At 71.1% G+C, this 21,189-nt stretch carries 20 protein-coding genes; 4 read left to right on the top strand and 16 right to left on the bottom strand.

The window, feature by feature from the left end:
- Positions 1 to 54: 54 nt before the first annotated feature.
- Positions 55 to 2,325, bottom strand: a complete 2,271-nt coding sequence (locus AQJ54_RS16940; RefSeq protein WP_062238206.1) for an MMPL family transporter — start codon at positions 2,323 to 2,325, stop codon at positions 55 to 57.
- A 235-nt stretch (positions 2,326 to 2,560) separates the two neighbouring features.
- Here AQJ54_RS16940 and AQJ54_RS16935 point away from each other — a divergent pair, with 235 nt between their 5' ends.
- The 3 genes from AQJ54_RS16935 to AQJ54_RS16925 all read left to right on the top strand — a co-directional run bounded on the left by AQJ54_RS16935 (position 2,561) and on the right by AQJ54_RS16925 (position 4,554).
- Complete coding sequence (locus AQJ54_RS16935) at positions 2,561 to 3,109, top strand: DUF1697 domain-containing protein (RefSeq protein WP_062238204.1); 549 nt, start codon at positions 2,561 to 2,563, stop codon at positions 3,107 to 3,109.
- Positions 3,102 to 3,467: a nuclear transport factor 2 family protein gene (locus AQJ54_RS16930; protein WP_062238202.1), complete on the top strand. Its 366-nt coding sequence runs from the start codon at positions 3,102 to 3,104 to the stop codon at positions 3,465 to 3,467. The genes AQJ54_RS16935 and AQJ54_RS16930 overlap by 8 nt, the downstream gene beginning before the upstream one ends.
- A gap of 67 nt (positions 3,468 to 3,534) precedes the next feature.
- Positions 3,535 to 4,554: a ketopantoate reductase family protein gene (locus AQJ54_RS16925; protein ID WP_062238200.1), complete on the top strand. Its 1,020-nt coding sequence runs from the start codon at positions 3,535 to 3,537 to the stop codon at positions 4,552 to 4,554.
- 117 nt (positions 4,555 to 4,671) lie between these two features.
- Here the strand turns inward: AQJ54_RS16925 and AQJ54_RS16920 are convergent, their stop codons facing one another.
- The 15 genes from AQJ54_RS16920 to AQJ54_RS16850 form a co-directional block, all read right to left on the bottom strand.
- A complete protein-coding gene (locus AQJ54_RS16920; protein ID WP_062238197.1) occupies positions 4,672 to 5,409 on the bottom strand; it encodes a sirohydrochlorin chelatase in 738 nt (245 codons plus the stop codon).
- 4 nt (positions 5,410 to 5,413) lie between these two features.
- Entirely contained in the window at positions 5,414 to 6,292 is an 879-nt protein-coding gene (locus AQJ54_RS16915) for an ABC transporter permease (protein ID WP_062021786.1), read from the bottom strand.
- Positions 6,279 to 7,064: an ABC transporter ATP-binding protein gene (locus AQJ54_RS16910; RefSeq protein WP_062021782.1), complete on the bottom strand. Its 786-nt coding sequence runs from the start codon at positions 7,062 to 7,064 to the stop codon at positions 6,279 to 6,281. Before AQJ54_RS16910 ends, AQJ54_RS16915 begins: the two co-directional genes overlap by 14 nt.
- A gap of 36 nt (positions 7,065 to 7,100) precedes the next feature.
- Positions 7,101 to 8,210: an ABC transporter substrate-binding protein gene (locus AQJ54_RS16905; protein ID WP_062021780.1), complete on the bottom strand. Its 1,110-nt coding sequence runs from the start codon at positions 8,208 to 8,210 to the stop codon at positions 7,101 to 7,103.
- Between the two features lie 231 nt (positions 8,211 to 8,441).
- Positions 8,442 to 9,776 (bottom strand): sulfate adenylyltransferase subunit 1, encoded by a 1,335-nt coding sequence (locus AQJ54_RS16895; RefSeq protein WP_062021776.1) that lies wholly within the window; start codon positions 9,774 to 9,776, stop codon positions 8,442 to 8,444.
- Between the two features lie 2 nt (positions 9,777 to 9,778).
- The gene (cysD, locus tag AQJ54_RS16890) at positions 9,779 to 10,726 is read right to left on the bottom strand and encodes a sulfate adenylyltransferase subunit CysD (RefSeq protein ID WP_062238196.1); all 948 of its coding nucleotides are present in this window, start codon (positions 10,724 to 10,726) and stop codon (positions 9,779 to 9,781) included.
- The gene (gene cysC, locus AQJ54_RS16885) at positions 10,723 to 11,286 is read right to left on the bottom strand and encodes an adenylyl-sulfate kinase (RefSeq protein ID WP_279389284.1); all 564 of its coding nucleotides are present in this window, start codon (positions 11,284 to 11,286) and stop codon (positions 10,723 to 10,725) included. The genes cysD and cysC overlap by 4 nt, the downstream gene beginning before the upstream one ends.
- On the bottom strand, positions 11,283 to 11,993 hold the full coding sequence (locus AQJ54_RS16880; protein ID WP_062238194.1) for a phosphoadenylyl-sulfate reductase: 711 nt from the start codon (positions 11,991 to 11,993) through the stop codon (positions 11,283 to 11,285). Before AQJ54_RS16880 ends, cysC begins: the two co-directional genes overlap by 4 nt.
- On the bottom strand, positions 11,990 to 12,169 hold the full coding sequence (locus AQJ54_RS16875) for a hypothetical protein (protein WP_062021767.1): 180 nt from the start codon (positions 12,167 to 12,169) through the stop codon (positions 11,990 to 11,992). Before AQJ54_RS16875 ends, AQJ54_RS16880 begins: the two co-directional genes overlap by 4 nt.
- Positions 12,166 to 13,863, bottom strand: a complete 1,698-nt coding sequence (locus tag AQJ54_RS16870; RefSeq protein ID WP_062238192.1) for a nitrite/sulfite reductase — start codon at positions 13,861 to 13,863, stop codon at positions 12,166 to 12,168. Before AQJ54_RS16870 ends, AQJ54_RS16875 begins: the two co-directional genes overlap by 4 nt.
- A 126-nt stretch (positions 13,864 to 13,989) precedes the next feature.
- Positions 13,990 to 14,073 carry a putative leader peptide gene (locus AQJ54_RS47775; protein ID WP_349817346.1) on the bottom strand — a complete coding sequence of 28 codons (84 nt, stop codon included), beginning with the start codon at positions 14,071 to 14,073 and terminating at the stop codon, positions 13,990 to 13,992.
- Positions 14,074 to 14,200: 127 nt separating this feature from the next.
- Positions 14,201 to 14,773, bottom strand: a complete 573-nt coding sequence (locus AQJ54_RS16865; RefSeq protein WP_062238190.1) for a GNAT family N-acetyltransferase — start codon at positions 14,771 to 14,773, stop codon at positions 14,201 to 14,203.
- Between the two features lie 212 nt (positions 14,774 to 14,985).
- Entirely contained in the window at positions 14,986 to 16,284 is a 1,299-nt protein-coding gene (locus tag AQJ54_RS16860) for a hypothetical protein (protein ID WP_062238188.1), read from the bottom strand.
- A gap of 153 nt (positions 16,285 to 16,437) precedes the next feature.
- Positions 16,438 to 17,733: a GAF domain-containing protein gene (locus AQJ54_RS16855; protein ID WP_062021756.1), complete on the bottom strand. Its 1,296-nt coding sequence runs from the start codon at positions 17,731 to 17,733 to the stop codon at positions 16,438 to 16,440.
- Between the two features lie 353 nt (positions 17,734 to 18,086).
- Positions 18,087 to 19,721 carry an acyl-CoA dehydrogenase family protein gene (locus AQJ54_RS16850; protein WP_062238186.1) on the bottom strand — a complete coding sequence of 545 codons (1,635 nt, stop codon included), beginning with the start codon at positions 19,719 to 19,721 and terminating at the stop codon, positions 18,087 to 18,089.
- 251 nt (positions 19,722 to 19,972) lie between these two features.
- Here AQJ54_RS16850 and AQJ54_RS16845 point away from each other — a divergent pair, with 251 nt between their 5' ends.
- A complete protein-coding gene (locus tag AQJ54_RS16845) occupies positions 19,973 to 21,118 on the top strand; it encodes a YihY/virulence factor BrkB family protein (RefSeq protein WP_062238184.1) in 1,146 nt (381 codons plus the stop codon).
- Positions 21,119 to 21,189 lie beyond the last annotated feature (71 nt).

Below are 21,189 nucleotides of genomic sequence, written 5' to 3'. Positions count from 1 at the left end.
TCGCCAACGGGCCCTCGGTATCAGGGGGTTCGGCCCTGCCGAAGAGGGAGGGGCTCAGACCCGTACCCGCTCACCCTCGTCGTCCCGGGCCGCGGGCGCCGCCACGGCGTCCGCGGACTCGTCGTGGGTGAGGTCCGGCAGCCGGTTCAGCCACTTCGGCAGGTACCAGTTGCGCTCGCCGAGCAGTGCCATGACCGCCGGGAGCAGCACACCCCGGATGATCGTGGCGTCGATGAGCACCGCGGCCGCGAGGCCCACGCCCATCTGCTTCATGGACTGCATGGAGAGAGTCCCGAAGATCGCGAACACGGCGACCATGATGACGGCCGCGCTGGTGACGACACCGGCCGTGGTGACCACCCCGTGCTGGATCGCGTCCTTCGTCGTACGGCCCCGCAGCCGCGCCTCGCGGATCCGCGAGACCACGAACACGTGGTAGTCCATCGACAGACCGAACAGGATCACGAAGAGGAACAGCGGCAGCCAGGTGATGATGGCCCCGACGCCCTCAGCGCCCACCAGGGACGCGCCCCAGCCGTGCTGGAAGACCGCGACGAGGATGCCGTAGGCCGCGCCCACCGACAGCAGGTTGAGCACGATCGAGGTGATCGCGACGGTCAGCGAGCGGAACGACAGCAGCATCAGCACGAAGGCGAAGATCACGACGAACGCGAACACCGGGACGACCGCCCCGGTCAGCTGGTCGTTGAAGTCCTTGGACCCGGCGACCTGACCGGTGATCGGCGCCTGGAGCCCTTCGACCTTGCCGAGCGTGGCCGGACGGACCTCGTCGCGCAGCTTGTCCAGGCTCTGACCGGCCTTGTCGAAGTCGGAGCCGCCCACCAGCGGGACGTAGACGAAGGCGAGGTTCTGCGCGTCGTGCAGCTTGATCTCGACCGGGCCCCGGGAGGCGCCCGAGGAGATCGCCCGCGCCTTGAAGTCGGCCAGTGCGGCGGTGACTTCGGGTGCGTTGATGTCAGCGGCCTTGACGACCACCTCGGCCGGCTCGGAACCGCCGGGGAAGGAGGCGTTGACCCGGTTGTAGGTCTGCACGATCGGCAGCGAGTCGCCGAACTCCTGGTCCAGGGTGAGGTTCTGGGTCTTCATGCCGAGCGCGGGCGCCGCGATGGCGAGCAGGGCACCGGCCGCGACCACGACGCAGACGAGGGGCTTGGCGAGGACGCCCTTCAGCACAGCGGTCCAGAAGCGGCTCTCCCGGTTCCCGGCCCCGGCCCGCTTGCGGCGCAGCCGGCTCTCCGGGTGCAGCCAGGGGATCTTGCCCTTCTCCACCCGCTCGCCGAGGAGCGAGAGCAGCGCGGGCAGCACGGTCACGGACCCGACCATGGCGACCGCCACGACCATCAGTGAGGCCAGGCCCATCGCCTCGAACTCGGCGAGCCCGGTGAACAGCATCCCCGCCATCGCCACGCACACCGTGACACCCGAGACGATGATCGCGCGGCCGCTGGTCGCGGCGGCGATCCTCAGGGCCGTCTGCGAGTCCCGCCCGGCCTGCCGCTCCTCGCGCTCACGGCGCAGATAGAACAGGCAGTAGTCGACACCCACGGCCAGACCGACCAGCAGCATCACCGAGTTGGCGGTGTCGCTCATCGGCATCACATGGCTGACGATGCCCATCAGACCCATCGTCGCCATGATCGCGCTGACCGCGAGCAGCACCGGCAGCAGGGCCGCGACCAGCGCGCCGAAGGCGATGAGCAGGATGCCGAGCGCCACCGGCACGGCGGAGAGCTCGGCCTTCTCGAAGTCGTCGCCGAACGCGTCGGAGAACGTCTTCTGCATGCTCGCGCCGCCGATCTCCTCGATCCGCAGCGACCCGTGCTCCTTCTGCACCCCCTCGACGGCCTTCAGCACCGGCTCGACCCGGTCGCCCGCGGTGTCCGCGTCACCGCGCATGTCGAACTGCACGAGCGCGCTGCGGCCGTCCTTCGAGATCGTCCTGGTGTCGTACGGCGAGGTCACGTCGGTGACCTTGCCGGTGCCCTCGACCGCCTTCATGACCGCGGCGACGGCGGCCCTGAAGTCCGCGTCGGTCGCCTTGCCGCCGGCGTCCTTGGCCTGGATCAGCACCGTCTCACTGGCCGGCTCGTCGATCCCGGCGTCCTCGATGATCTTCGCGGCGGTGTGGGTCTCCCCCTTCAGCTGGTCGCTGTCCTTGACGTCGACCCGGCCCGCGGCCGAGCCGAGTCCCATCGCCAGGACGACGAACAGCACCCAGATCCCGACGGCAGCCCATCGGTGCCGTGCGCTCCAGCCGCCGGCCCGGGCGGCCAGACCACGCACCCTTGTGTCTCCGTTCCCCATGACGGGCTTGCCCCCTCGGAACCGGTGACAGCCCCCTGCCGTCACCTCTCGTCTCGAAGGTATGAGCTGGATAAACGCGTCTCGTCGTGCTGTCCGGTGAAGTGCGGGGGCGGCCGGCTCCTCCGGAGGGACCGCGTGCCCTCCGTACTGGGGAGGATCGTGACCCTTACATCTAACGGGCCTTCTGCGGGGCGGTGATCGGGGTCGGCAGTCCGGGCCGCCCTACGCTGTGCCCATGACGACCACGTACGCGGCGCTGCTGCGCGGAATCAACGTCGGAGGCAGCAGGAAGGTCCCCATGGCCGACCTGCGCACGCTGATGGAGGGGCTCGGTCACAGCGGTGTCCGCAGCTACCTCCAGAGCGGCCAGGCCGTCTTCACCGCCGACCACGGCGACGAGGAGTCCCTGGCCGCCGAGCTCACGGGCGCGATCGAGAAGCGGTTCGGCTTCACGGTCGACGTGATCGTCCGCGACCACGCCTACCTGAAGGCCATCGCCGACAACTGCCCCTTCCCAGCCGCCGAGCTGGAGGGCAAGCAGCTCCACGTCACCTACTTCTCCGCCCCCGTCGACGCGGACCGCTTCGCGGAGATCGACCAAGCCGCTTACCTCCCCGAGGAGTTCCGCCTCGGCGACCGCGCCCTGTACCTCTACGTCCCGGACGGCCTCGGTCGCTCCAAGCTCGCCGAACACCTCTCCAAGCCCCGGCTGAACAAGGGTGTGATCGCCACCAGCCGGAACTGGAACACGGTCGTCAAGCTGGTGGAGATGACCGGTGGCTGACGGCGGCGCCGCCGTGGAAGCGGCTGTCGCGGGGGAGCTGCGGCTCCTCGACCCCGGGGTGCGGGCCTCGCCGGAACTGGTGGGCGCACTGCTGCACCCCGAGTTCCACGAGTTCGGAGCGTCCGGCCGGCACTGGGACCGGGCGTCGATCATCGCGGCCCTGGCCGGGGTCACGGACCAGGAGGCGGGACCGATCGTGCCGTCCGGCATGAAGGGCGTGGAACTCGCGCCCGGCCTCGTCCACCTCACCTTCGACACGGAGCACAACGGCAGCCGGGCCCACCGCAGTTCGCTGTGGCGGCTCACAGCGAACGGCTGGCTGCTGTACTTCCACCAGGCGACGCCGTACGGGGGGTGACCGGTCGGACGGTGGAGACAGGGCACCACGTCGACGTGCGCCCAGGCGCCTGTGCGAGGCTCCTCCCATGCGCTACATCATCATCGGGGCAGGGGCGGTCGGTGGGGTCGTCGGTGGGCGGCTCGCCGGGGGCGGGTGCGAGGTCGTGCTGGTCGCTCGCGGGGCGCAGTACGCGGCGCTCCGGGACGGGGGACTGCGGCTGCGGGTTCCGGACGGGGAGTTCACCCACCGGCTGCCCGTCGTGGACGGCCCGGCCGGACTCGGCACCCTGCGCGCCGACGACGCGCTCGTCCTCGCCGTGAAGACCCAGGACACCCAGGCCGCCCTGGACGCCTGGGGCCCCGCCCCGGTGGCGGGCGGCGGCACGGCGGCCGGACGGCTGCCGCTGCTGTGCGCGCAGAACGGCGTGGAGGGCCAGCGGATGGCCCTGCGCACGTTCCGCCACGTGTACGGCGTCTGCGTGTGGCTGCCCGCCACCTTCGTGGAGCCCGGAGTCGTCTCCGCCGCGGGCAGCCCGCTCACCGGAATCCTGCACCTGGGCCGGTATCCGCGGGGCACGGACGAGACCGTGCGCCTGATCGCCGACGACCTGGAGAAGGCGAGGTTCGAGGCGCCGGTCGTGCCGGACCTGTCCCGCTGGCAGTACGCAAAGCTGCTGGCCAACCTCGCCAACGCGGTCGAGGCGGTCACCGGCCCCGTCGAGGGCGAGGCGGCCCTGGAGTTCGTCGAGCGGGTCCGGGCCGAGGGCACGGCCGTGCTCGACGCCGCCGGCATCGCGTACACGAGCCCCGAGGAACAGCGCGCGCGACGCGGCGACAAGGTCACCCTCGTGCCGCTGGCGAACGCCCCGCGCGGCGGCGGCTCCTCCTGGCAGTCCCTCGTCCGCGGCACCGGTACCGTCGAGGCCGACTACCTCAACGGCGAGATCGCCCTCCTCGGCCGCCTCCACGGCGTCCCGACCCCCCTGAACGAACTCCTCCAGCACCTCGCCAACACCTTCGCGCGCGAACGCAGGGAGGCCGGATCCATGCCCCTGAGCGAACTGGTGCGGCTTGCCGACGAGGCCGAGGCCGCCGTAGCCGAGTAAAGGCGCCTCAGGCCGGGCAAAAAGGCGTCCGGGCACCCCGCGTCCGGTCGGCCAGCAGGCCCCCCGTCCCGGCGCCCCGCACGCCTCACGCCGAGCAAAGGTGCCTCTCAGCACCCCTCACGCACTCACGGACAGCCGCAGACCCCGCGCCCACGCCGCGTCGTAGCGCCCGAGCACCACCCGCGCCACCTCCGGCGCCGCCCCCAGCACCTCCGCCAGCACATCCGCCTCCGCGGCGCCGCGCGCGATGCGGTCGGGCAGGAAGCCCGGGGCGAGGATGTACGGCGCCACGGCGACCCGGGCGCAGCCGAGCGCCCGGAGTTCCCGCACCGCGTCCTCGGTGCGGGGCAGGGCCGCGGAGGCGAACGCAGGCCGCACGGCGCACCAACCGGTGTGCCGCCACTCCCGCGCGATGTCAGCGATCACTGCGATCGCCTCCGGGTCGGTGGACCCCGCCGAGGCCAGCACGACCCCGGTCGAGGACTTGTCGGCGGGCGTCAACCCCGCCTCGTACAGCCGCCGTTCGAGCGCGGACAGCAGCAGCGGGGACGGGCCCAGCACCTCCGCCTGCCGGATCCGCAGCTGCGGCGGCGCGTCCCGCAGCACCGCGGGGATGTCCGCCTTCGCGTGGAACGCCCGCGTCAACAGCAGCGGCAGCGCCACGACGTCACGGACACCCTCCGCCGCCAGCGACTCCAACACCCCCTGCACGGAAGGGATGTTGAAGTCCAGGAAGCCGGTCTCCACCCGCACGCCGGGGCGCAGCGCGCGCACCCGCCGTACGAGGGCGTGCACCGTCGCGGCGTGCCGCGGATCACGGCTGCCGTGGGCGATGACCAGGAGAACCGGCTTCATGGGCTCAGCCCTTCACCAGCAGACCGCGGCTGCGCAACACCCACCGCTCCAGCGGACTGAAGATCAGCAGATCGATCGCGATGCCGACGAACAGGATGAGCAGGATCGCCTCGAACACCATGGCCATGTCGCTGTTGGTGCGGCCGTTCTCCAGCAACTGCCCGAGCCCCACGCCCAGGTCGGGGAACTGGGCGATGATCTCCGCGGCCATCAGCGAGCGCCAGGAGAACGCCCAGCCCTGCTTGAGTCCCGCGACATAGCCGGGCAGCGAGGCCGGCAGGGTGACGTACCAGATGCCCTTGACGCCCGTCGCCCCCATGGTCCGGCCGGCCCGCAGGAACAGCGGCGGCACCTGGTCGACGCCGGACACCAGGCCGTTGGCGATGGAGGGAACCGCGCCGAGCAGGATCACCGCGTACATCATGGAGTTGTTCAGACCCAGCCAGATCACGGCCGGCGGCACCCACGCCACCGACGGCAGCGACTGGAGGCCGGACAGGATCGGGCCGATGGCCGCGCGGACGAACTTCACCCGGGCCACGATCAGGCCCAGCGGGGTGCCGATGAGCAGGGCGAAGAAGAAGCCCAGCAGACCGCGCGAGACGCTGGTCCAGATGTAGCCGAGGAGATCGCCCTGGAGCCAGGCCTCTTTGAACGTGTCGCCCACGGCCGCCGGGGAGGGCAGCTTGGACGGGTCGTCGACGACCGGGTAGAGCAGCGTCCACACCACGAGGACGACGGCGAGCGCGATGACCGGCGGCAGGATCTTGTTGACCAGGGTCTGCCGCAGGGTCGGGCGGCCGGTGGCCTGGGTCTCCAGTGCGTCGAGGCCCGCCTCTACGCTCCCGGCGTCCTGGGCCGGTGTCGTGTCAGTGCTGGCCATGACGGCGGATCTCCCCACGCAGTTCTTCGGTGATCTCACGGGCCAGTTCGGCCACGGGCGCGTCCTCGATGCGGCGCGGCTGCGGAATGCCGACCGTCCACTCGCGGGCGATCCGGCCGGGGCGCGAGGACAGCAGGATCACGCGCTGCGCGAGCCGTACCGCCTCGCGCACGTTGTGCGTCACGAACAGGACGGACACGCCGGTCTCCGCCCAGATCCGGGTGATCTCGTCGTGCAGCACGTCCCGCGTGATGGCGTCGAGGGCCGCGAACGGCTCGTCCATCAGCAGCAGGTTGCTCTCCTGGGCGAGCGCGCGGGCCAGTGCCACGCGCTGACGCATACCGCCCGACAGCTCGTGCACCCGCTTGCCGTACGCGCCCTTCAGGCGGACCAGTTCGAGCAGTTCCTCGGCCTTGGTGCGCCGGTCGGGCTTGGCGACTCCCCTGAGTTTCAGGGCGAGTTCGATGTTCTTGCCCGCGGTCAGCCACGGGAAGAGGGCGTGCTCCTGGAACATCAGGGCGGGGCGGCCGTCGGTCGTGATGGACCCGGCGGTCGGGTCGTCGAGCCCGGCCACCAGGTTGAGCAGCGTGGACTTGCCGCAGCCCGAGGCCCCCAGGAGGGTGACGAACTCGCCCGGCGCGACATCGATGCTGACGTCGTCCAGGACGAGCTGCTGTCCACCCGGTCCCGCGAAGGACTTCGAGACGTGATCGAGGCGTGCTGCGTACTCGACGGACTCGTCGGCCTTGGCGAGCGTCGTGGTCGTGGCCATGGTCGTCACCTCCTGGGAACTCTTCGGGGACCGGGGTCAGCTGGTGCCGAGACCGGCGGCGTCCACCGTGGGCTCACCGTCGGCCTTGAGGACCTTGTTGAGGATCGTCAGGTCGTAGATCCCGTTCAGGTCGGGCTTCTTCAGCAGACCGGCCTTGACCGCGTGCTCCGCCTCGGTGTTGAGGGTGGCCGCCAGCGGGTCGTTGGTGAACTGGATCGACTTCCAGGCCGGGTCGAGGACCGCGGGCTTGAGCGCCTTGCCGGAGTCCGCCTCGAGCTGCTTGTTCGCCGCCGCCTTCGCCGCGTCCGGGTTGGCGTTGATCCACTTGTTGGCCTCCACCGACGCCTTCAGGACGGCCTCGACCGCCTTCGGGTGCTCCTTGAGGAAGTCCTGGCGCACGATGATGTTCGTGATCACGAACTTCTTGTCCGGCCACAGCGACGCCTCGTCGAGCAGCACCTTGCCGCCCTCGGCGACCAGCTTGGACGCGGTCGGCTCCGGCACCCAGGCGCCGTCGATGGAACCGGCCTTGTAGGCGTCCGGCGTGATCTTGTTGTCGGTGCGGACGACGGTGACGTCACCCTTGCCGCTCTGCGCGTCGACCTTCCAGCCCTGGTCGGCGATCCAGTTGAGGAACGCCACGTCCTGCGTGTTGCCGAGCTGCGGGGTGGCGATCTTCTTGCCCTTGACGTCCTTCAGGGACTTGATCTTGTCCGGGTTGACGACCAGCTTCACGCCACCGGAGGCCGAACCGCCGATGATCTTCAGGCTCTTGCCGCCCGACTTGACGTAACCGTTGATCGACGGGGAGGGGCCGATCCAGCCGATGTCGATCGACTTGGAGTTGAGCGCCTCGATCTCGGACGGGCCGGCGTTGAAGGTCGCGTACGACGCCTTGGTGGCGCCCAGCTCCTTCTGGAAGAAGCCCTTGTTCACGGCCACGAGCGCGGTGCCGTGGGTGAGGTTGCCGAAGTAGCCGATCTTGACGGAGTCGAGTCCGTCGATCTTCTTGGCGCCGGCGGCGACCTTGGCGGTGCCGGTGTCCTTGGAGTCCGACCCGTAGCCGCAGGCGGCGAGTGCCAGCAGCGGAAGAGCGGCGACCACGGCGGCGCCGCGGCGAAGGAGGGCTGAGCGGTTGACAGGCACGGGAGGTGTTCCTCTCGGAGGCCCGGCGGTCACGGTCTCTCAGGTCGTGGCCGGGAGGTCGGCAGGTCTTCGTCTCTTCCGGGACGGCGGGTGGGGGGACGGGGCGCGCAAGCGGTGCGCGTACGTCAACGCACACATCGCGCCACTCCGCCCTGCCCGCTGCCGAGCGCGCCGCTGCCGACGCGGCCGCCCTCCTTCGCGAACGTGGAGAAGTAGTCGGTGGAGTTCATGTCAGAAGTCCCACCCGTCGTCCTCGGCCTCGTCCTTGACGGGCTCCGGGGACGCGAACGACTCGCCGACCATGCCCGCGGTGAGCGTGGTGCCGTCGTTCGGGTCGATGAGGATGAACGAACCGGTGCGCCGCGAGTCGGAGTAGGAGTCGACGGGCAGCGGCTCGGCGGTACGGATCTTCACCCGGCCGATGTCGTTGGCGACGAGCTGTCCCGGGTGCGGGTGCAGGGACAGGTCGTCGAGCGTGAGACGGGACGGGATGTCCTTGACGATCGCCTTGACCGTGCGGGTGCCGTGCTTGAGCAGCACCCGGTGGCCGACGGTCAGCGGGGCGTCGGCCACATGGCAGACGGTCGCCTCGATGTCCTGGGTGGTCGGCGGGGCGTCCTTGCTGGGCACCAGCAGGTCGCCGCGCGAGATGTCGATGTCGTCCTCCAGGAGGATCGTCACCGACTGGGTCGTCCAGGCCACGTCGACCGGCTCTCCGAGCAGGTCGATGCCGGCGATCTTCGTGGAACGCCCTGAGGGCAGCACCGTGATCTGCTCACCGACCCGGAAGGAACCGGCGGCGATCTGACCGGCGTAGCCCCGGTAGTCGGGGTGCTCGGCGGTCTGCGGCCGGATCACGTACTGCACGGGCAGACGCGCGTGGCAGTGGCTCAGGTCGTGGGTGACCGGGACCGTCTCCAGGTGCTCCAGGACCGTCGGGCCGCCGTACCAGTCCATGTTCGCGGACGGCTCCACCACGTTGTCCCCGGCGAGCGCCGAGATCGGGATCGCGGTGACCTCCGGGACGCCCAGCTCGGTCGCGTACGCCGTGAACTCCTCGGCGATCGCGGCGAAGACGGGCTCGGCGTAGTCGACGAGGTCCATCTTGTTGACGGCCAGGACCACGTGCGGCACCCGCAGCAGGGCCGCGAGGGCCGCGTGCCGGCGGGTCTGCTCCACCACGCCGTTGCGGGCGTCGATGAGGATCACCGTCAGCTCGGCCGTGGAGGCACCCGTCACCATGTTGCGGGTGTACTGCACATGGCCGGGGGTGTCGGCGAGGATGAACCGCCTGCGCGGGGTGGCGAAGTAGCGGTAGGCGACGTCGATGGTGATGCCCTGCTCCCGCTCGGCGCGCAGGCCGTCGGTGAGCAGCGCGAGGTCGGGCGCGTCCTGGCCGCGGCTGGCGGAGGCGCGCTCCACCGCCTCCAGCTGGTCGGTGAGGACCGACTTGGAGTCGTGCAGCAGCCGTCCGACCAGGGTGGACTTGCCGTCGTCGACGGAGCCCGCGGTCGCGAACCGCAGCAGGGTCGTCTCCGAGAGCACCTCGGAAGTGGTCGTGCTCATCTCTAGAAGTACCCCTCGCGCTTACGGTCTTCCATCGCGGCCTCGGACATCTTGTCGTCGGCGCGGGTGGCACCCCGCTCGGTGAGTCGGGAGGCGGCGATCTCGGTGATGACCTGGTCCAGCGTCACCGCGTCGGAGTCGACCGCGCCCGTGCAGGACATGTCCCCGACGGTCCGGTAGCGCACCAGCCGCTTCTCGACGGTCTCGCCGTCCTTCGGCCCGCCCCACTCACCAGCGGTGAGCCACATGCCGCTGCGCGAGAACACCTCGCGCTCGTGCGCGAAGTAGATCTCCGGCAGCTCGATGCCCTCCCGGGCGATGTACTGCCACACGTCCAGCTCGGTCCAGTTGGACAGCGGAAAGACCCGGACGTGCTCACCGGGTGCGTGGCGGCCGTTGTACAGGTTCCACAGCTCGGGGCGCTGGCGGCGCGGGTCCCACTGCGAGAACTCGTCCCGCAGCGAGAACACCCGCTCCTTGGCGCGGGCCTTCTCCTCGTCGCGGCGGCCACCGCCGAAGACCGCGTCGAACTTCTCCGCCTGGATCTTCTCGGTCAGGGGGAGGGTCTGGAGCGGGTTGCGGGTCCCGTCCGGACGCTCCTTCAGCACACCGCGGTCGATGTAGTCCTGTACGGAGGCCACATGGAGACGCAGCCCATGGGCGGCGACCACACGGTCCCGGTACTCCAGGACCTCGGGGAAGTTGTGCCCGGTGTCCACGTGCAGCAGCGAGAACGGGATCGCGGCCGGCGCGAACGCCTTCAGCGCCAGGTGCAGCATGACGATGGAGTCCTTGCCGCCGGAGAACAGGATCACCGGCCGCTCGAACTCACCCGCCACCTCACGGAAGATGTGCACGGCCTCGGACTCGAGAGCGTCCAGGTGGGACAGGGCGTACGGGGCGTCGGTGCCCTCGTCGCCCCCCGTCACCCGGGCAACGGTCGTCGTCATGCCAGTCCCCTCTCGGTGAGCAGCGCGTGGACCGCGGCCGCGGACTCCTGGACGGTCTGGTGCTGGGACTCGATCCGCAGATCGGGCGACTCGGGCTCCTCGTAGGGGTCGTCGACCCCGGTCAGCCCGGACAGCTCGCCCGCGGCCTGCTTGGCGTACAGGCCCTTCACATCGCGTACGGAGCACACCTCGACCGGGGTCGCCACGTGCACCTCGATGTACGCGGTGCCGCTCTCCTGGTGGCGCTTGCGCACCGCCTCACGGCTGTCGGCGTACGGCGCGATGACCGGGACCAGCGCCTTGACGCCGTTGCGGGCGAGCAGTTCGGCGAGGAAGCCGATGCGCTGCACGTTGGTGTGCCGGTCCTCGCGGCTGAAGCCGAGGCCCGCCGAGATGAACTCGCGGATCTCGTCGCCGTCGAGCACCTCGACGCGGTGGCCCTCCTCGCGCAGCCGGCCTGCCAGCTCGTACGCGATGGTGGTCTTGCCGGCACTCGGCAGACCCGTGAGCCAGACGGTGGCTCCGGTCGTCACGTGCAACTCCTTGTCGGTGGCGGTCATCCGTGCAGCCCGCACTCGGTCTTGGCACGCCCGGCCCAGCGGCCGGCGCGCGCGTCCTCGCCCTCCAGGACACGGCGGGTGCAGGGGGCGCAGCCGACGGAGGCGTAACCGTCCATCAGCAGCGGGTTGGTGAGCACGCCGTGCTCCTGGACGTACACGTCCACGTCGTCCTGGGTCCAGCGGGCGATGGGGGAGACCTTGACCTTCTGTCGCTTCTCGTCCCAGCCGACGACCGGGGTGTTGGCCCGGGTCGGGGACTCGTCGCGGCGCAGTCCGGTCGCCCAGGCCACGTAGTCCTTCAGGCCCCGCTCCAGCGGCTCGACCTTGCGCAGCTTGCAGCACAGGTCGGGGTCGCGGTCGTGCAGCCGGGGGCCGTACTCGGCGTCCTGCTCGGCGACCGTCTGGCGCGGGGTCAGCGTGATGACGTTGACGTCCATCACGGCCTCGACCGCGTCCCGGGTGCCGATGGTCTCCTCGAAGTGGTAGCCGGTGTCGAGGAAGACGACGTCGACGCCCTTCATCGCGCGGGAGGCGAGATGCGCGACCACCGCGTCCTCCATGGACGAGGTCACGCAGAAGCGCTTGCCGAAGGTGTCGACGGCCCACTGGAGGATCTCCAGCGCGGAGGCGTCCTCCAGGTCGCGGCCCGCCTGCTCGGCGAGCGCCTTGAGTTCGTCGGTCGTGCGCTCTTCCTGAGTCGTGGTCATATCTGATCTCCCCCTGCGTCATGGTGCTGAAGGCCGCGGGCGAGCAGCCCGAGGAACTTCAACTGGAATGCGCGGTTGCAGGCCGCGCATTCCCAGGCGCCGTGACCCTGCTCGCTGGGGCGCAGGTCCTCGTCGCCGCAGTAGGGGCAGTAGAAGGGGGCGGCCCGCTCGCTCACGACAGTGCCTCCTCGGAGGCACGCGAGGCCCAGGCGGCGAAGCGCTCGCCGTCCTCGCGCTCGGCCTGGAACCGCTTCAGGACCCGCTCGACGTAGTCGGGCAGCTCCTCGGAGGTGACCTTCAGGCCCCTCACCTTGCGGCCGAACCCGGCCTCCAGACCGAGGGCGCCGCCCAGGTGCACCTGGTAGCCCTCGACCTGCTCGCCCTTGTCGTCGAGGACCAGCTGGCCCTTGAGACCGATGTCCGCCACCTGGATACGGGCGCAGGCGTTCGGGCAGCCGTTGATGTTGATGGTGAGCGGCTCGTCGAACTCCGGGATCCGGCGCTCCAGTTCGTCGATCAGCGAGGCGCCGCGCGCCTTGGTCTCGACGATGGCGAGCTTGCAGTACTCGATGCCGGTGCAGGCCATGGTGCCGCGCCGGAAGGGCGAGGGCTTCGCGGTCAGGTCGAGCGCCTCCAGGGCCTCGACGAGCGGCTGGACCTGCGCCTCCTCGACATCGAGGATGATCATCTTCTGCTCGACGGTGGTCCGCACCCGGCCCGAGCCGTGGGCCTCGGCGGCCTCGGCGATCTTCGTGAGGGTGGCACCGTCGACGCGGCCGACGCGCGGGGCGAAGCCGACGTAGAAGAGGCCGTCGTTCTGCCGGTGCACACCGACGTGGTCACGCCAGCGGCCCGAGGGCTCGGCGGGCGCGGGGCCGTCGACCAGCTTGCGCTTCAGGTAGTCGTCCTCCAGGACCTGGCGGAACTTCTCCGGGCCCCAGTCGGCGACGAGGAACTTCAGCCGGGCACGGGTGCGCAGTCGCCGGTAGCCCCAGTCCCGGAAGATGCCGACCACGCCGGCCCACACCTCGGGCACCTCGTCCAGCGGCACCCAGGCGCCGAGCCGGACGCCGAGCTTGGGGTTGGTGGACAGGCCGCCGCCGACCCACAGGTCGAAGCCGGGGCCGTGCTCGGGGTGCTCGACGCCGACGAAGGCGATGTCGTTGATCTCGTGGACCACGTCCAGGAGCGGGGAGCCGGAGATCGCCGTCTTGAACTTGCGGGGCAGGTTGGAGAACTCCTTGCTGCCGATGTACCGCTCGTGGATCTCGTCGATCGCCCGGGTGCCGTCGATGATCTCGTCCTCGGCGATGCCGGCGACCGGCGAACCGATGATGACACGCGGGGTGTCGCCGCAGGCCTCGGTGGTGGACAGGCCGACGGCCTCGAGACGGTTCCAGATCTCCGGGACGTCCTCGATGCGGATCCAGTGCAGCTGGATGTTCTGCCGGTCGGTGATGTCCGCGCTGCCGCGCGCGAACTCCTCGGAGATCTCGCCGATCACCCGCAGCTGCTGGGTGGTGAGGCGTCCGCCGTCGATCCGCACCCGCAGCATGAAGTACTTGTCGTCCAGCTCCTCCGGCTCCAGGATCGCGGTCTTGCCGCCGTCGATCCCGGGCTTGCGCTGGGTGTAGAGGCCCCACCAGCGCATCCGGCCGCGCAGGTCGTTGGGGTCGATCGAGTCGAAGCCGCGCTTCGAGTAGATCGTCTCAATGCGTGTCCGCACATTGAGACCGTCGTCGTCCTTCTTGAACTGCTCGTTGCCGTTGAGCGGGGTGTGGTGCCCCGCGGCCCACTGACCCTCACCGCGGTGACGGCTCACCTTGCGGCGGGGCGCTGCGGCGGCAGGGTTCTGCGGGGTGGCGGCCATGGTTGTTACGTCCTTCGGGACAGGCGGAAAGCGGCTCTTACCTGCGCGTACGGGCGCATGGGTGTACCTGCGCGTCGTTGCGCGAAGAGGAGAACGAGAGGGTGTACCGGGTGACGCTGCGGCTCGTCAGCGCACCGGACAGATGGCGCTGGACATGCGGCCGAGGTCGACGTGCCGCCGACTCACCAAGGCAATTCCAGTTCCAGACATGACGGAAGCGTGTCACGGCGATCTGGACACAGTCCAGCTTTATCCGCCATGTGGACACCCTTGTCTCGCTGGGCGAGACGAGGGTGTCGTTGGTCACAAAGATCGCGAGACCTCTTGTTCCCGCAGGTCAGGCCGGGTACGCCCCCGGCCACGGCCCCGGCGTGGGTACCTCCGCCTCCTCCTCGACCTTGGTGTCGAAGAGCTTGAAGCCACGCCGCTGGTAGTTGTCCATCGCGTGCTCACCGTCCTTGCTGCACGTGTGCAGCCACACCCGCTTGGTGTCCGTCAGCCCCGGCCAGCGGTCCGCGAGGTCCCAGGCGCGGGCGGCGCCGTACGAGAGGAGGTGCCCGCCGATCCGCCGGCCGCGGAAGGCCGGGATCAGGCCGAAGTAGACGATCTCCACCACTCCGTCGTCCTGGGGCTCCAGCTCCACGTAACCGGCGGGGGTGCCGCGGTCGTAGGCCACCCAGGTCTCCACGCCCGGCCGCTCCAGGTGTTCCCGCCACCGCGCGTACGTCCACGAGAGCCGGTCGGTCCAGCGGATGTCCCCGCCCACGGAGGCGTACAGATAGCGGCTGAACTCGGGGGAGGGGACTTCCGCGCGATGGACGCGGACGTCGCCCTCCGGGGGCTCGGCCGGGAGGAGGTCGGTCGGGGCGGTCTGTTCCAGGGACCAGGTGGTCACGGCGATGTTCGGCATGGAGGCCAGGGAACCATCTCCTCCGGAGATCTGTCGATCGAGGCCAGGCGCCGACTGCCCCGGGGACGCGTAGATCGGGCCACGGGCGCCGCTCCACCCGGGGACGGACGCGTCGACCGAAGCCAGGGCCCGGCTGCCCCGGGGACGCGTAGATCGGGCCACGGGCGCCGCTCCACCCAGGGACGGACGCGCCGAGCGGGGCCGGGGCCCGGTCAACCCAGGGACGCGTCGATCGAAGTCAGCGGCAGCGCGAACAGCACCCGGCCCGACTGGGACCACACCTCACCGGTCTGCTCCCAGTAGGACAGCGACTCCGACTCCCCGCTCCAGCAGTTGCGGGACTCGTCCGTGCCGCAGCGGGTGGCCTTGGCGGGGCCGGAGGTGGTCTGGCGCCACAGGGTGCCGTGATCGCCGTCGGTGCCGGCCGCCCGGCTCAGATACCACCGGGAGTCGTACGACAGGACCGGCCCGGACCCGGAGGCCTTGGTGACGTAGGCGTCGTGCACGCGCGCGTAGCCCGCGGCGTCGGTGGCCAGCAGCCCGGCGCGGCCGGCGGCGCCGCTGAAGTCGTAGCGCCACAGTCGCGTGCCCCGGTCGTCGCCCGAGGACACCCACTCGCTCGCGACCAGGGAGTCCGGGGCGGTGCTGCGGTCCAGCGAGAGGTAGTCGGGGCGGGCCCCGCCGGTGTCGCCTCCGGTCAGGCGGTAGGAGCCGACCGCGGGCAGCACCCACTGGGCGCCGTGCGCCGACCAGCCGCCGCGCACCTTGCCGACCGCGTCGCTGCGGACGCCGGCCCGCTGGATGCGGTTGATGTCGTACACGTACAGCGCGTCGCCGCCGTCGCCGCTCGCGGTGACCAGCAGCTTGTTCTGGTACCAGACCATGCCGGAGACCTGGGAGACCAGCCCGCGGTAGTCGCGTCCGCCGTCGACCGGGACGGCCAGCAGGACCCAGGAGTAGGTGGGACGGCTCATGTCGTCGGCGTCGACGAAGGCGACCCGGGCCAGGCCCCCGCCGCTCGCCGCCGTGCCGGTACGGCTCCATGCGGACAGGATCACCCGGTGGGTGCCCCAGGCGCCGTCGTCGTCGGCGTCACCTGAGGTGGTGACCGCCCCGGCCCGCCAGGACCGGGTGTCGGCGGCGTCCCAGCAGTACGCGGCGGTGGCGCTCGGCGCCACCGGCAGTGCCTCGCGCTCGCCGGCCGTGCAGTCGATCGCGTCGCGCAGGCTCCGGTCCGCGGAGTCGAGGACCGCGGAGACCCCGACGGGGCGTCCCATCGCGGCGGAGAGCCGGTCGAGCGACCGCTCGGGAACCAGGGATTCCCGCAGGCGCAACGAGGTGGTCCCGGCGGGGGAGTCGAGGACCTTCAACTCCCCGGGGTTGGCGGCCACGGTGGCCTGGGAGGCGCTGATCATGGTGGCGGCGGCGGTCAGCGCGAGGGCGGTCCCGGCCAGGAAGGCGCGCAGGGCTCGACCACGCCTCCGCCTGCGGTGTCTGCCACGATGCTTCATACGTCCTCCCGAGGCGGGCCAACTGCGCCTGATGATCCGTACGTTGACCGAGGAGCAGGTGGGGTGGCCCGTAGAGGGATGCTACGGCAGTACGGCACGGTTGGGGACGAAGACCGTGCAATTATGCGGGAGATGCGCCCAGATCGAGGGTTTTCACTCGGTCTCGGTGACGGCGCGGGCCCCGAGCACGGCCGGGGCCGTCGAGTGCGGCAGCAGATCGGCCGGGCTCTCCGGAAGCAGCACCTCCACCTCGGCGTCCTCGCAGAAACGATACGGCCGGTGCTCCAGGAAGGCCCCGAGGTACCGCCGTACCCGGGACATCTCCGCTCGTACCGTCACCGTCCGGACCGGATCGCCGAACATGTCCTCGGCCAGGCCCGCAGCGGTGCGGCCCGAGCGGTGCAGCGCGAGCAGATAGAGCAACTCGGCGTGCCGAGGGCTCAGTTCGTGACTCCAGGTGACCGCTCCGCCCCCTGCCGTCACGGTCACCGTCCAGCGGCGCGGGTGCGCGAGATCCAGGACGATCCGGGTGACGCCGGGCGGCTCCGGCTGGTCGGCGGCCCGGATCAACCAGCCACCCGCCAGCGGCTCCAGCGTGCACAGACCGAGCGCGGGCAGCCAACGGCGTCCCGGCGACGGCGACTTGGGCAGCGCGATCCGGTTCGGGTACGGCATTCCGGTCACCGCCGCCGTCCAGCCGTCCCGGTCCACCACCAGGGCCCTGCCGGTGAGCCGGGCGAGCACCGGCGACGCCACGGCCCGCAGGTGCTCCAGCGAGGTCAGATGCAGCTCGCGCAGCCGTGCCTCGGCGAGCTTGGCCACCGAGTCGACCCAGGCGAGCGTGGCCGGATGCATGGTGTCCAGCGGTCCGCTCACGTCGACCACCCCGATGAGCCGGCCGTCCCGCGGATCCTTGATGGGGGCGCCGGTGCAGGTCCAGGAGGTCTGCGAGCGCACGAAGTGCTCGGAGGCGAACACCTGCACGGGGTGGCCCACCACCACCGGGGTGCCGATGCCGTTCGTGCCGACGACGTTCTCCCGCCAGTCGGCGCCGAGTTCGAACCCGGTGCCGTCGGCCTTGCGCAGCACCGGCGAACTGCCCTCCCGCCACAGCACCCGGCCGTCCTCGTCGGCGACGACCATGATGTGGTGGGCGACGTCCGCGACCGCCAGCAGTCCGTCCCTGAGCACCGGCAGGACGTGCCGGAGCCGGGTGTCCTCCCGGCGCCGCTGGACCTCCTCCGGGGACAGCAGCCCTGACCGGAAATCGTGGTCGGGGTCGACACCGCCGCGCAGCATGCGGCTCCAGGACTCCTCGATCACGGGACGCGGGGCGAGCGGGGCGGGCCGGCCGGACAGGGTCGCGGAGCGGACCTCGCTGAGCACCCTGGCCGCGCGAGCCGAGTCCACGGCGGCCAGGTGGGTCACATGTGTCGGCGAGATCGGCACGGGTCCGCCCTCCGTCCGTCGTGGCTGTGCGTGGTGGCCGGCTGTCTTGACTGTCCGTCCAATAGTGCCGCTCGTGTCGAGGGCAGGAGGGCGGTCCGGCCACAGTCACCAGGAAGTTGCAACCCCCTGCAACCCTGGTGGTGCGTCCCGGCCTGGTTGAAACTTGATCCGACGTCGTCTCGCAGCGGCGTTTTTCGGCCTCTGGGCCATCACGGGGGTGGTGCCGTGTCGGCGCAGCACCACCCCCGTCTCCGACGGTTGGGCGGGGCGCCTACGGGGGTGGGTTGGGGGGTGCGTGGGCGACTGCGGGCCGGTGGGGGCTGGTCGCGCAGTTCCCCGCGCCCCTGTCGGGCTCAGGCCTGCGGCCTGGCCCGGTCCACCACCTTCTCCAGATCGAGAGTGGCCGGCAGGGTCCCGAAGGACGTTCCACGGTCTCCTCCCAGGCGCGCGGCGCAGAAAGCGTCGGCCACCTCCGGTGGGGCGTGGCGGACGAGCAGGGAGCCTTGCAGGACCAGGGCCAGGCGTTCGGTGAGGTGGCGGGCGCGGCCCTCGATGCCCTCCAGGTCGGCCAGTTCCGTGAAGAGGCTCTTGACGGCGGCGTCCAGGCGGTGGTCGGCGCCCCGGGTGCGGCCGATCTCCAGCAGGTAGGCGTTCAGGGCCTGCGGTTCGCGCTTCAGGGCCCGTACGACGTCCAGGGCCTGGACGTTGCCGGCGCCCTCCCAGATCGAGTTCAGCGGTGACTCACGGACCAGGCGGGGCAGGCCCGACTCCTCGACGTAGCCGTTGCCGCCCAGGCACTCCGCGGCCTCCGTGACGAGGGGTGTGCAGCGCTTGGTGATCCAGTACTTCGCCACCGGTACCGCGATCCTGAGGAAGGCACGCTCCTGCTCGTCGCCCTTGTCGTAGGCGGCGGCCACCCGCAGCGCGAGGGTGGTCGCCGCCTCGGACTCCACGGCCAGGTCGGCCAGGACGTTGCGCATCAGGGGCTTGTCGACGAGCTTGCCGCCGAAGGCCTCGCGGTGCGTGCAGTGGTGGATCGCCTGGGCCACGGCCTGGCGCATCAGGCCCGCCGAGCCGAGGGCGCAGTCCAGCCGGGTCGCCGCGACCATCTCGATGATGGTGCGGACCCCGCGGCCCTCGTCCCCGACGCGGCGGGCCCACGTCCCCTCGAACTCGACCTCGGCGGAGGCGTTGGAGCGGTTGCCGAGCTTGTCCTTCAGGCGCTGGAGGAGGAACGGGTTGCGGGTGCCGTCCTCCAGGACCCGGGGCACCAGGAAGCAGGTGAGTCCGCCGGGGGCCTGGGCGAGGACCAGGAAACCGTCCGACATGGGGGCCGAGCAGAACCACTTGTGGCCGGTGAGCTCGTAGGTCTCGCCGTCGGGCAAGGGGCGGGCGGTCGTCGTGGCCGCCCGGACGTCGCTGCCGCCCTGCTTCTCCGTCATGCCCATCCCGAGCAGCGCCCCCGCCTTGAGGTGGGCGGGCCGCAGCTCGCGGTCGTAGACCATGGAGGTGAGTCTGGGCTCCCACTCGGCGGCGAGATCGGGGTCGGTGCGCAGGGCGGGCACCGCCGCGTGGGTCATCGACAGGGGGCAGCAGTTGCCCGCGTCGACCTGCGTCCACAGCAGGAAGGCGGCCGCGCGTCGTACGTGTCCGCCGGGCCGGGCCCAGGCGGCGGTCAGGCCCGCGGAGACGCCCTTGCCGAGCACGCGGTGCCAGGCCGGATGGAACTCGACCTCGTCGACACGGTGGCCGTGGCGGTCGTGGGTGCGCAGCCGGGGCGGGTTCTCGTTGGCCTGGGCACCCCACTCCTGTACCTGTGCGGAGCCGCAGGCCCGGCCGAGCGCCGACAGCTCGCCGTCGACCTCGTCGAGCAGGTCCGGGTCGAGATGCCGCGTCACGGCCTCCTTGAGCGCGAGGTCGGCGCCGTAGACGTCGTAGCCGATCAGGGGTGGGGGCTGGTTGGTCACGGTGTGCGTGGTGCCTGCCATGCCTGCGAAAGTACCCCGGGGTGCGGGGTGGGTCACATGACGGACACGGGGGTGGGCGGGGTCGTCTCCGGGGCGGGGGCCAGGGTGCCGCGTGCCGGGCCTCGAAAAGAACAAGGGGACGTGTGTGCCTGGAGTGACCACCTCGCGGGGCGGCGGTGGCCGGTTCGAGCCTAGGTCAGGGCCCTGCGGTGGGTGCCCCGCGCCGGGACCGGGGGATGAGTGCACGCTCTCCTGGCGGATACCTTTAGGACGTGCAGGCAGCAAGCGAATCCCCTCAACAACCCTCCGGGCGGCTCCACCGGGCCCGAGCGCTCTACCGGAACGTCTCCAAGCGCAGGACCGCCTGGCTGCTGCTCAAGGACACCGTCAACTCGTGCATCGAGTACCGCATCCTGGGGCTCGCCGCCGAGGCCGCGTTCTTCTCGCTGCTGTCGGTGCCACCGCTGCTGCTCAGCCTCATCGGCCTGCTCGGCTACGTCGACGACTGGACCGGCACCGACAGCATCAGCAGCCTGGAGGCCAACCTCCTGGCCGCGGCGCGCACGGTCCTGTCCGACAAGGGGGTGCGGCAGATCGCGCAGCCGATCCTCGACGACGTCATGAAGGGCGGCCGTCCCGACGTCATCTCCGTCGGATTCCTGTTCGCCCTGTGGTCCGGATCGCGCGCCGTCAACGTCTTCATCGACACCATCACCGTCATGTACGGCCTCGACGGCGTCCGGGGCATCGTCAAGACCCGGCTGGTCGCGTTCGCGCTGTTCATCGCGGCGCTGCTGATCGGCTCGGTGGCGCTGCCGCTGATGGTGGCCGGTCCGGACGCGGTGGTGCGGATCGTGCCCTGGTCGGCGACGGTCGTACAGGTCCTGTACTGGCCCGTGGTGATCATCCTGTCCGTCGCCTTCCTGACGACGCTGTACCACGTGTCCGTCCCGGTGCGCTCACCGTGGATCGAGGACGTCCCCGGCGCCCTCGTGGCCCTCGCGATGTGGGTCCTGGGCAGCTTCCTGCTCCGGATCTACCTCCAGAGCACGATCGAGGGCGCGACGATCTACGGCTCGCTGGCGGCCGCGGTCGCCGTGCTGCTGTGGATCGGCGTATCGGCCTTCGCGGTCCTGGTGGGCGCGGCCGTCAACGCGGCGATCGACCGCGTCTGGCCGGCCGCGGCGACGGCGGCGGCGCGCGCCGCGAACGAGCGGGTGCGGGAGGCCCAGGTGGCCGAGTACGTGGCCCGTGCGGCGGCCGGCGTCCGGGACACGGACGTCGACCCGGACGACCCCGACATGCCCTCGGAGTTCCCGGAGCGCTGGTCCCGCTTCCTGCCGCCGGAGGACGTGACGTCCCGCCTGCGGACCCACGTGAAGTCGACGCATCCCCCGCACAAGCCGGAGGGGTCCTGACCGGGGCGCGGTGTCGGGTGCGGGCCGGGGAGCGCTGAGGGCGCGGCCGGGCCCACGCGTCAACTCCCGTG

Origin of the sequence: Streptomyces griseorubiginosus, assembly GCF_001514195.1 — a bacterium.
In the GTDB taxonomy this organism is placed as follows: Bacteria; Actinomycetota; Actinomycetes; order Streptomycetales; family Streptomycetaceae; genus Streptomyces; species Streptomyces griseorubiginosus.
The sequence above is the reverse complement of the archived record's forward strand: the minus strand, read 5'-3'. Positions and strand labels throughout refer to the sequence as shown.

Coding starts and splice junctions, on each gene's coding strand:
- AQJ54_RS16940 (WP_062238206.1), bottom strand. CDS start 2,325: ATGGGGAACGGAGACACAAGGGTGCGTGGTCTGGCCGCCCGGGCCGGC.
- AQJ54_RS16935 (WP_062238204.1), top strand. CDS start 2,561: ATGACGACCACGTACGCGGCGCTGCTGCGCGGAATCAACGTCGGAGGC.
- AQJ54_RS16925 (WP_062238200.1), top strand. CDS start 3,535: ATGCGCTACATCATCATCGGGGCAGGGGCGGTCGGTGGGGTCGTCGGT.
- AQJ54_RS16920 (WP_062238197.1), bottom strand. CDS start 5,409: ATGAAGCCGGTTCTCCTGGTCATCGCCCACGGCAGCCGTGATCCGCGG.
- AQJ54_RS16915 (WP_062021786.1), bottom strand. CDS start 6,292: ATGGCCAGCACTGACACGACACCGGCCCAGGACGCCGGGAGCGTAGAG.
- AQJ54_RS16910 (WP_062021782.1), bottom strand. CDS start 7,064: ATGGCCACGACCACGACGCTCGCCAAGGCCGACGAGTCCGTCGAGTAC.
- AQJ54_RS16895 (WP_062021776.1), bottom strand. CDS start 9,776: ATGAGCACGACCACTTCCGAGGTGCTCTCGGAGACGACCCTGCTGCGG.
- cysD (WP_062238196.1), bottom strand. CDS start 10,726: ATGACGACGACCGTTGCCCGGGTGACGGGGGGCGACGAGGGCACCGAC.
- cysC (WP_279389284.1), bottom strand. CDS start 11,286: ATGACCGCCACCGACAAGGAGTTGCACGTGACGACCGGAGCCACCGTC.
- AQJ54_RS16880 (WP_062238194.1), bottom strand. CDS start 11,993: ATGACCACGACTCAGGAAGAGCGCACGACCGACGAACTCAAGGCGCTC.
- AQJ54_RS16870 (WP_062238192.1), bottom strand. CDS start 13,863: ATGGCCGCCACCCCGCAGAACCCTGCCGCCGCAGCGCCCCGCCGCAAG.
- AQJ54_RS47775 (WP_349817346.1), bottom strand. CDS start 14,073: ATGTCTGGAACTGGAATTGCCTTGGTGAGTCGGCGGCACGTCGACCTC.
- AQJ54_RS16865 (WP_062238190.1), bottom strand. CDS start 14,773: ATGCCGAACATCGCCGTGACCACCTGGTCCCTGGAACAGACCGCCCCG.
- AQJ54_RS16860 (WP_062238188.1), bottom strand. CDS start 16,284: ATGAAGCATCGTGGCAGACACCGCAGGCGGAGGCGTGGTCGAGCCCTG.
- AQJ54_RS16850 (WP_062238186.1), bottom strand. CDS start 19,721: ATGGCAGGCACCACGCACACCGTGACCAACCAGCCCCCACCCCTGATC.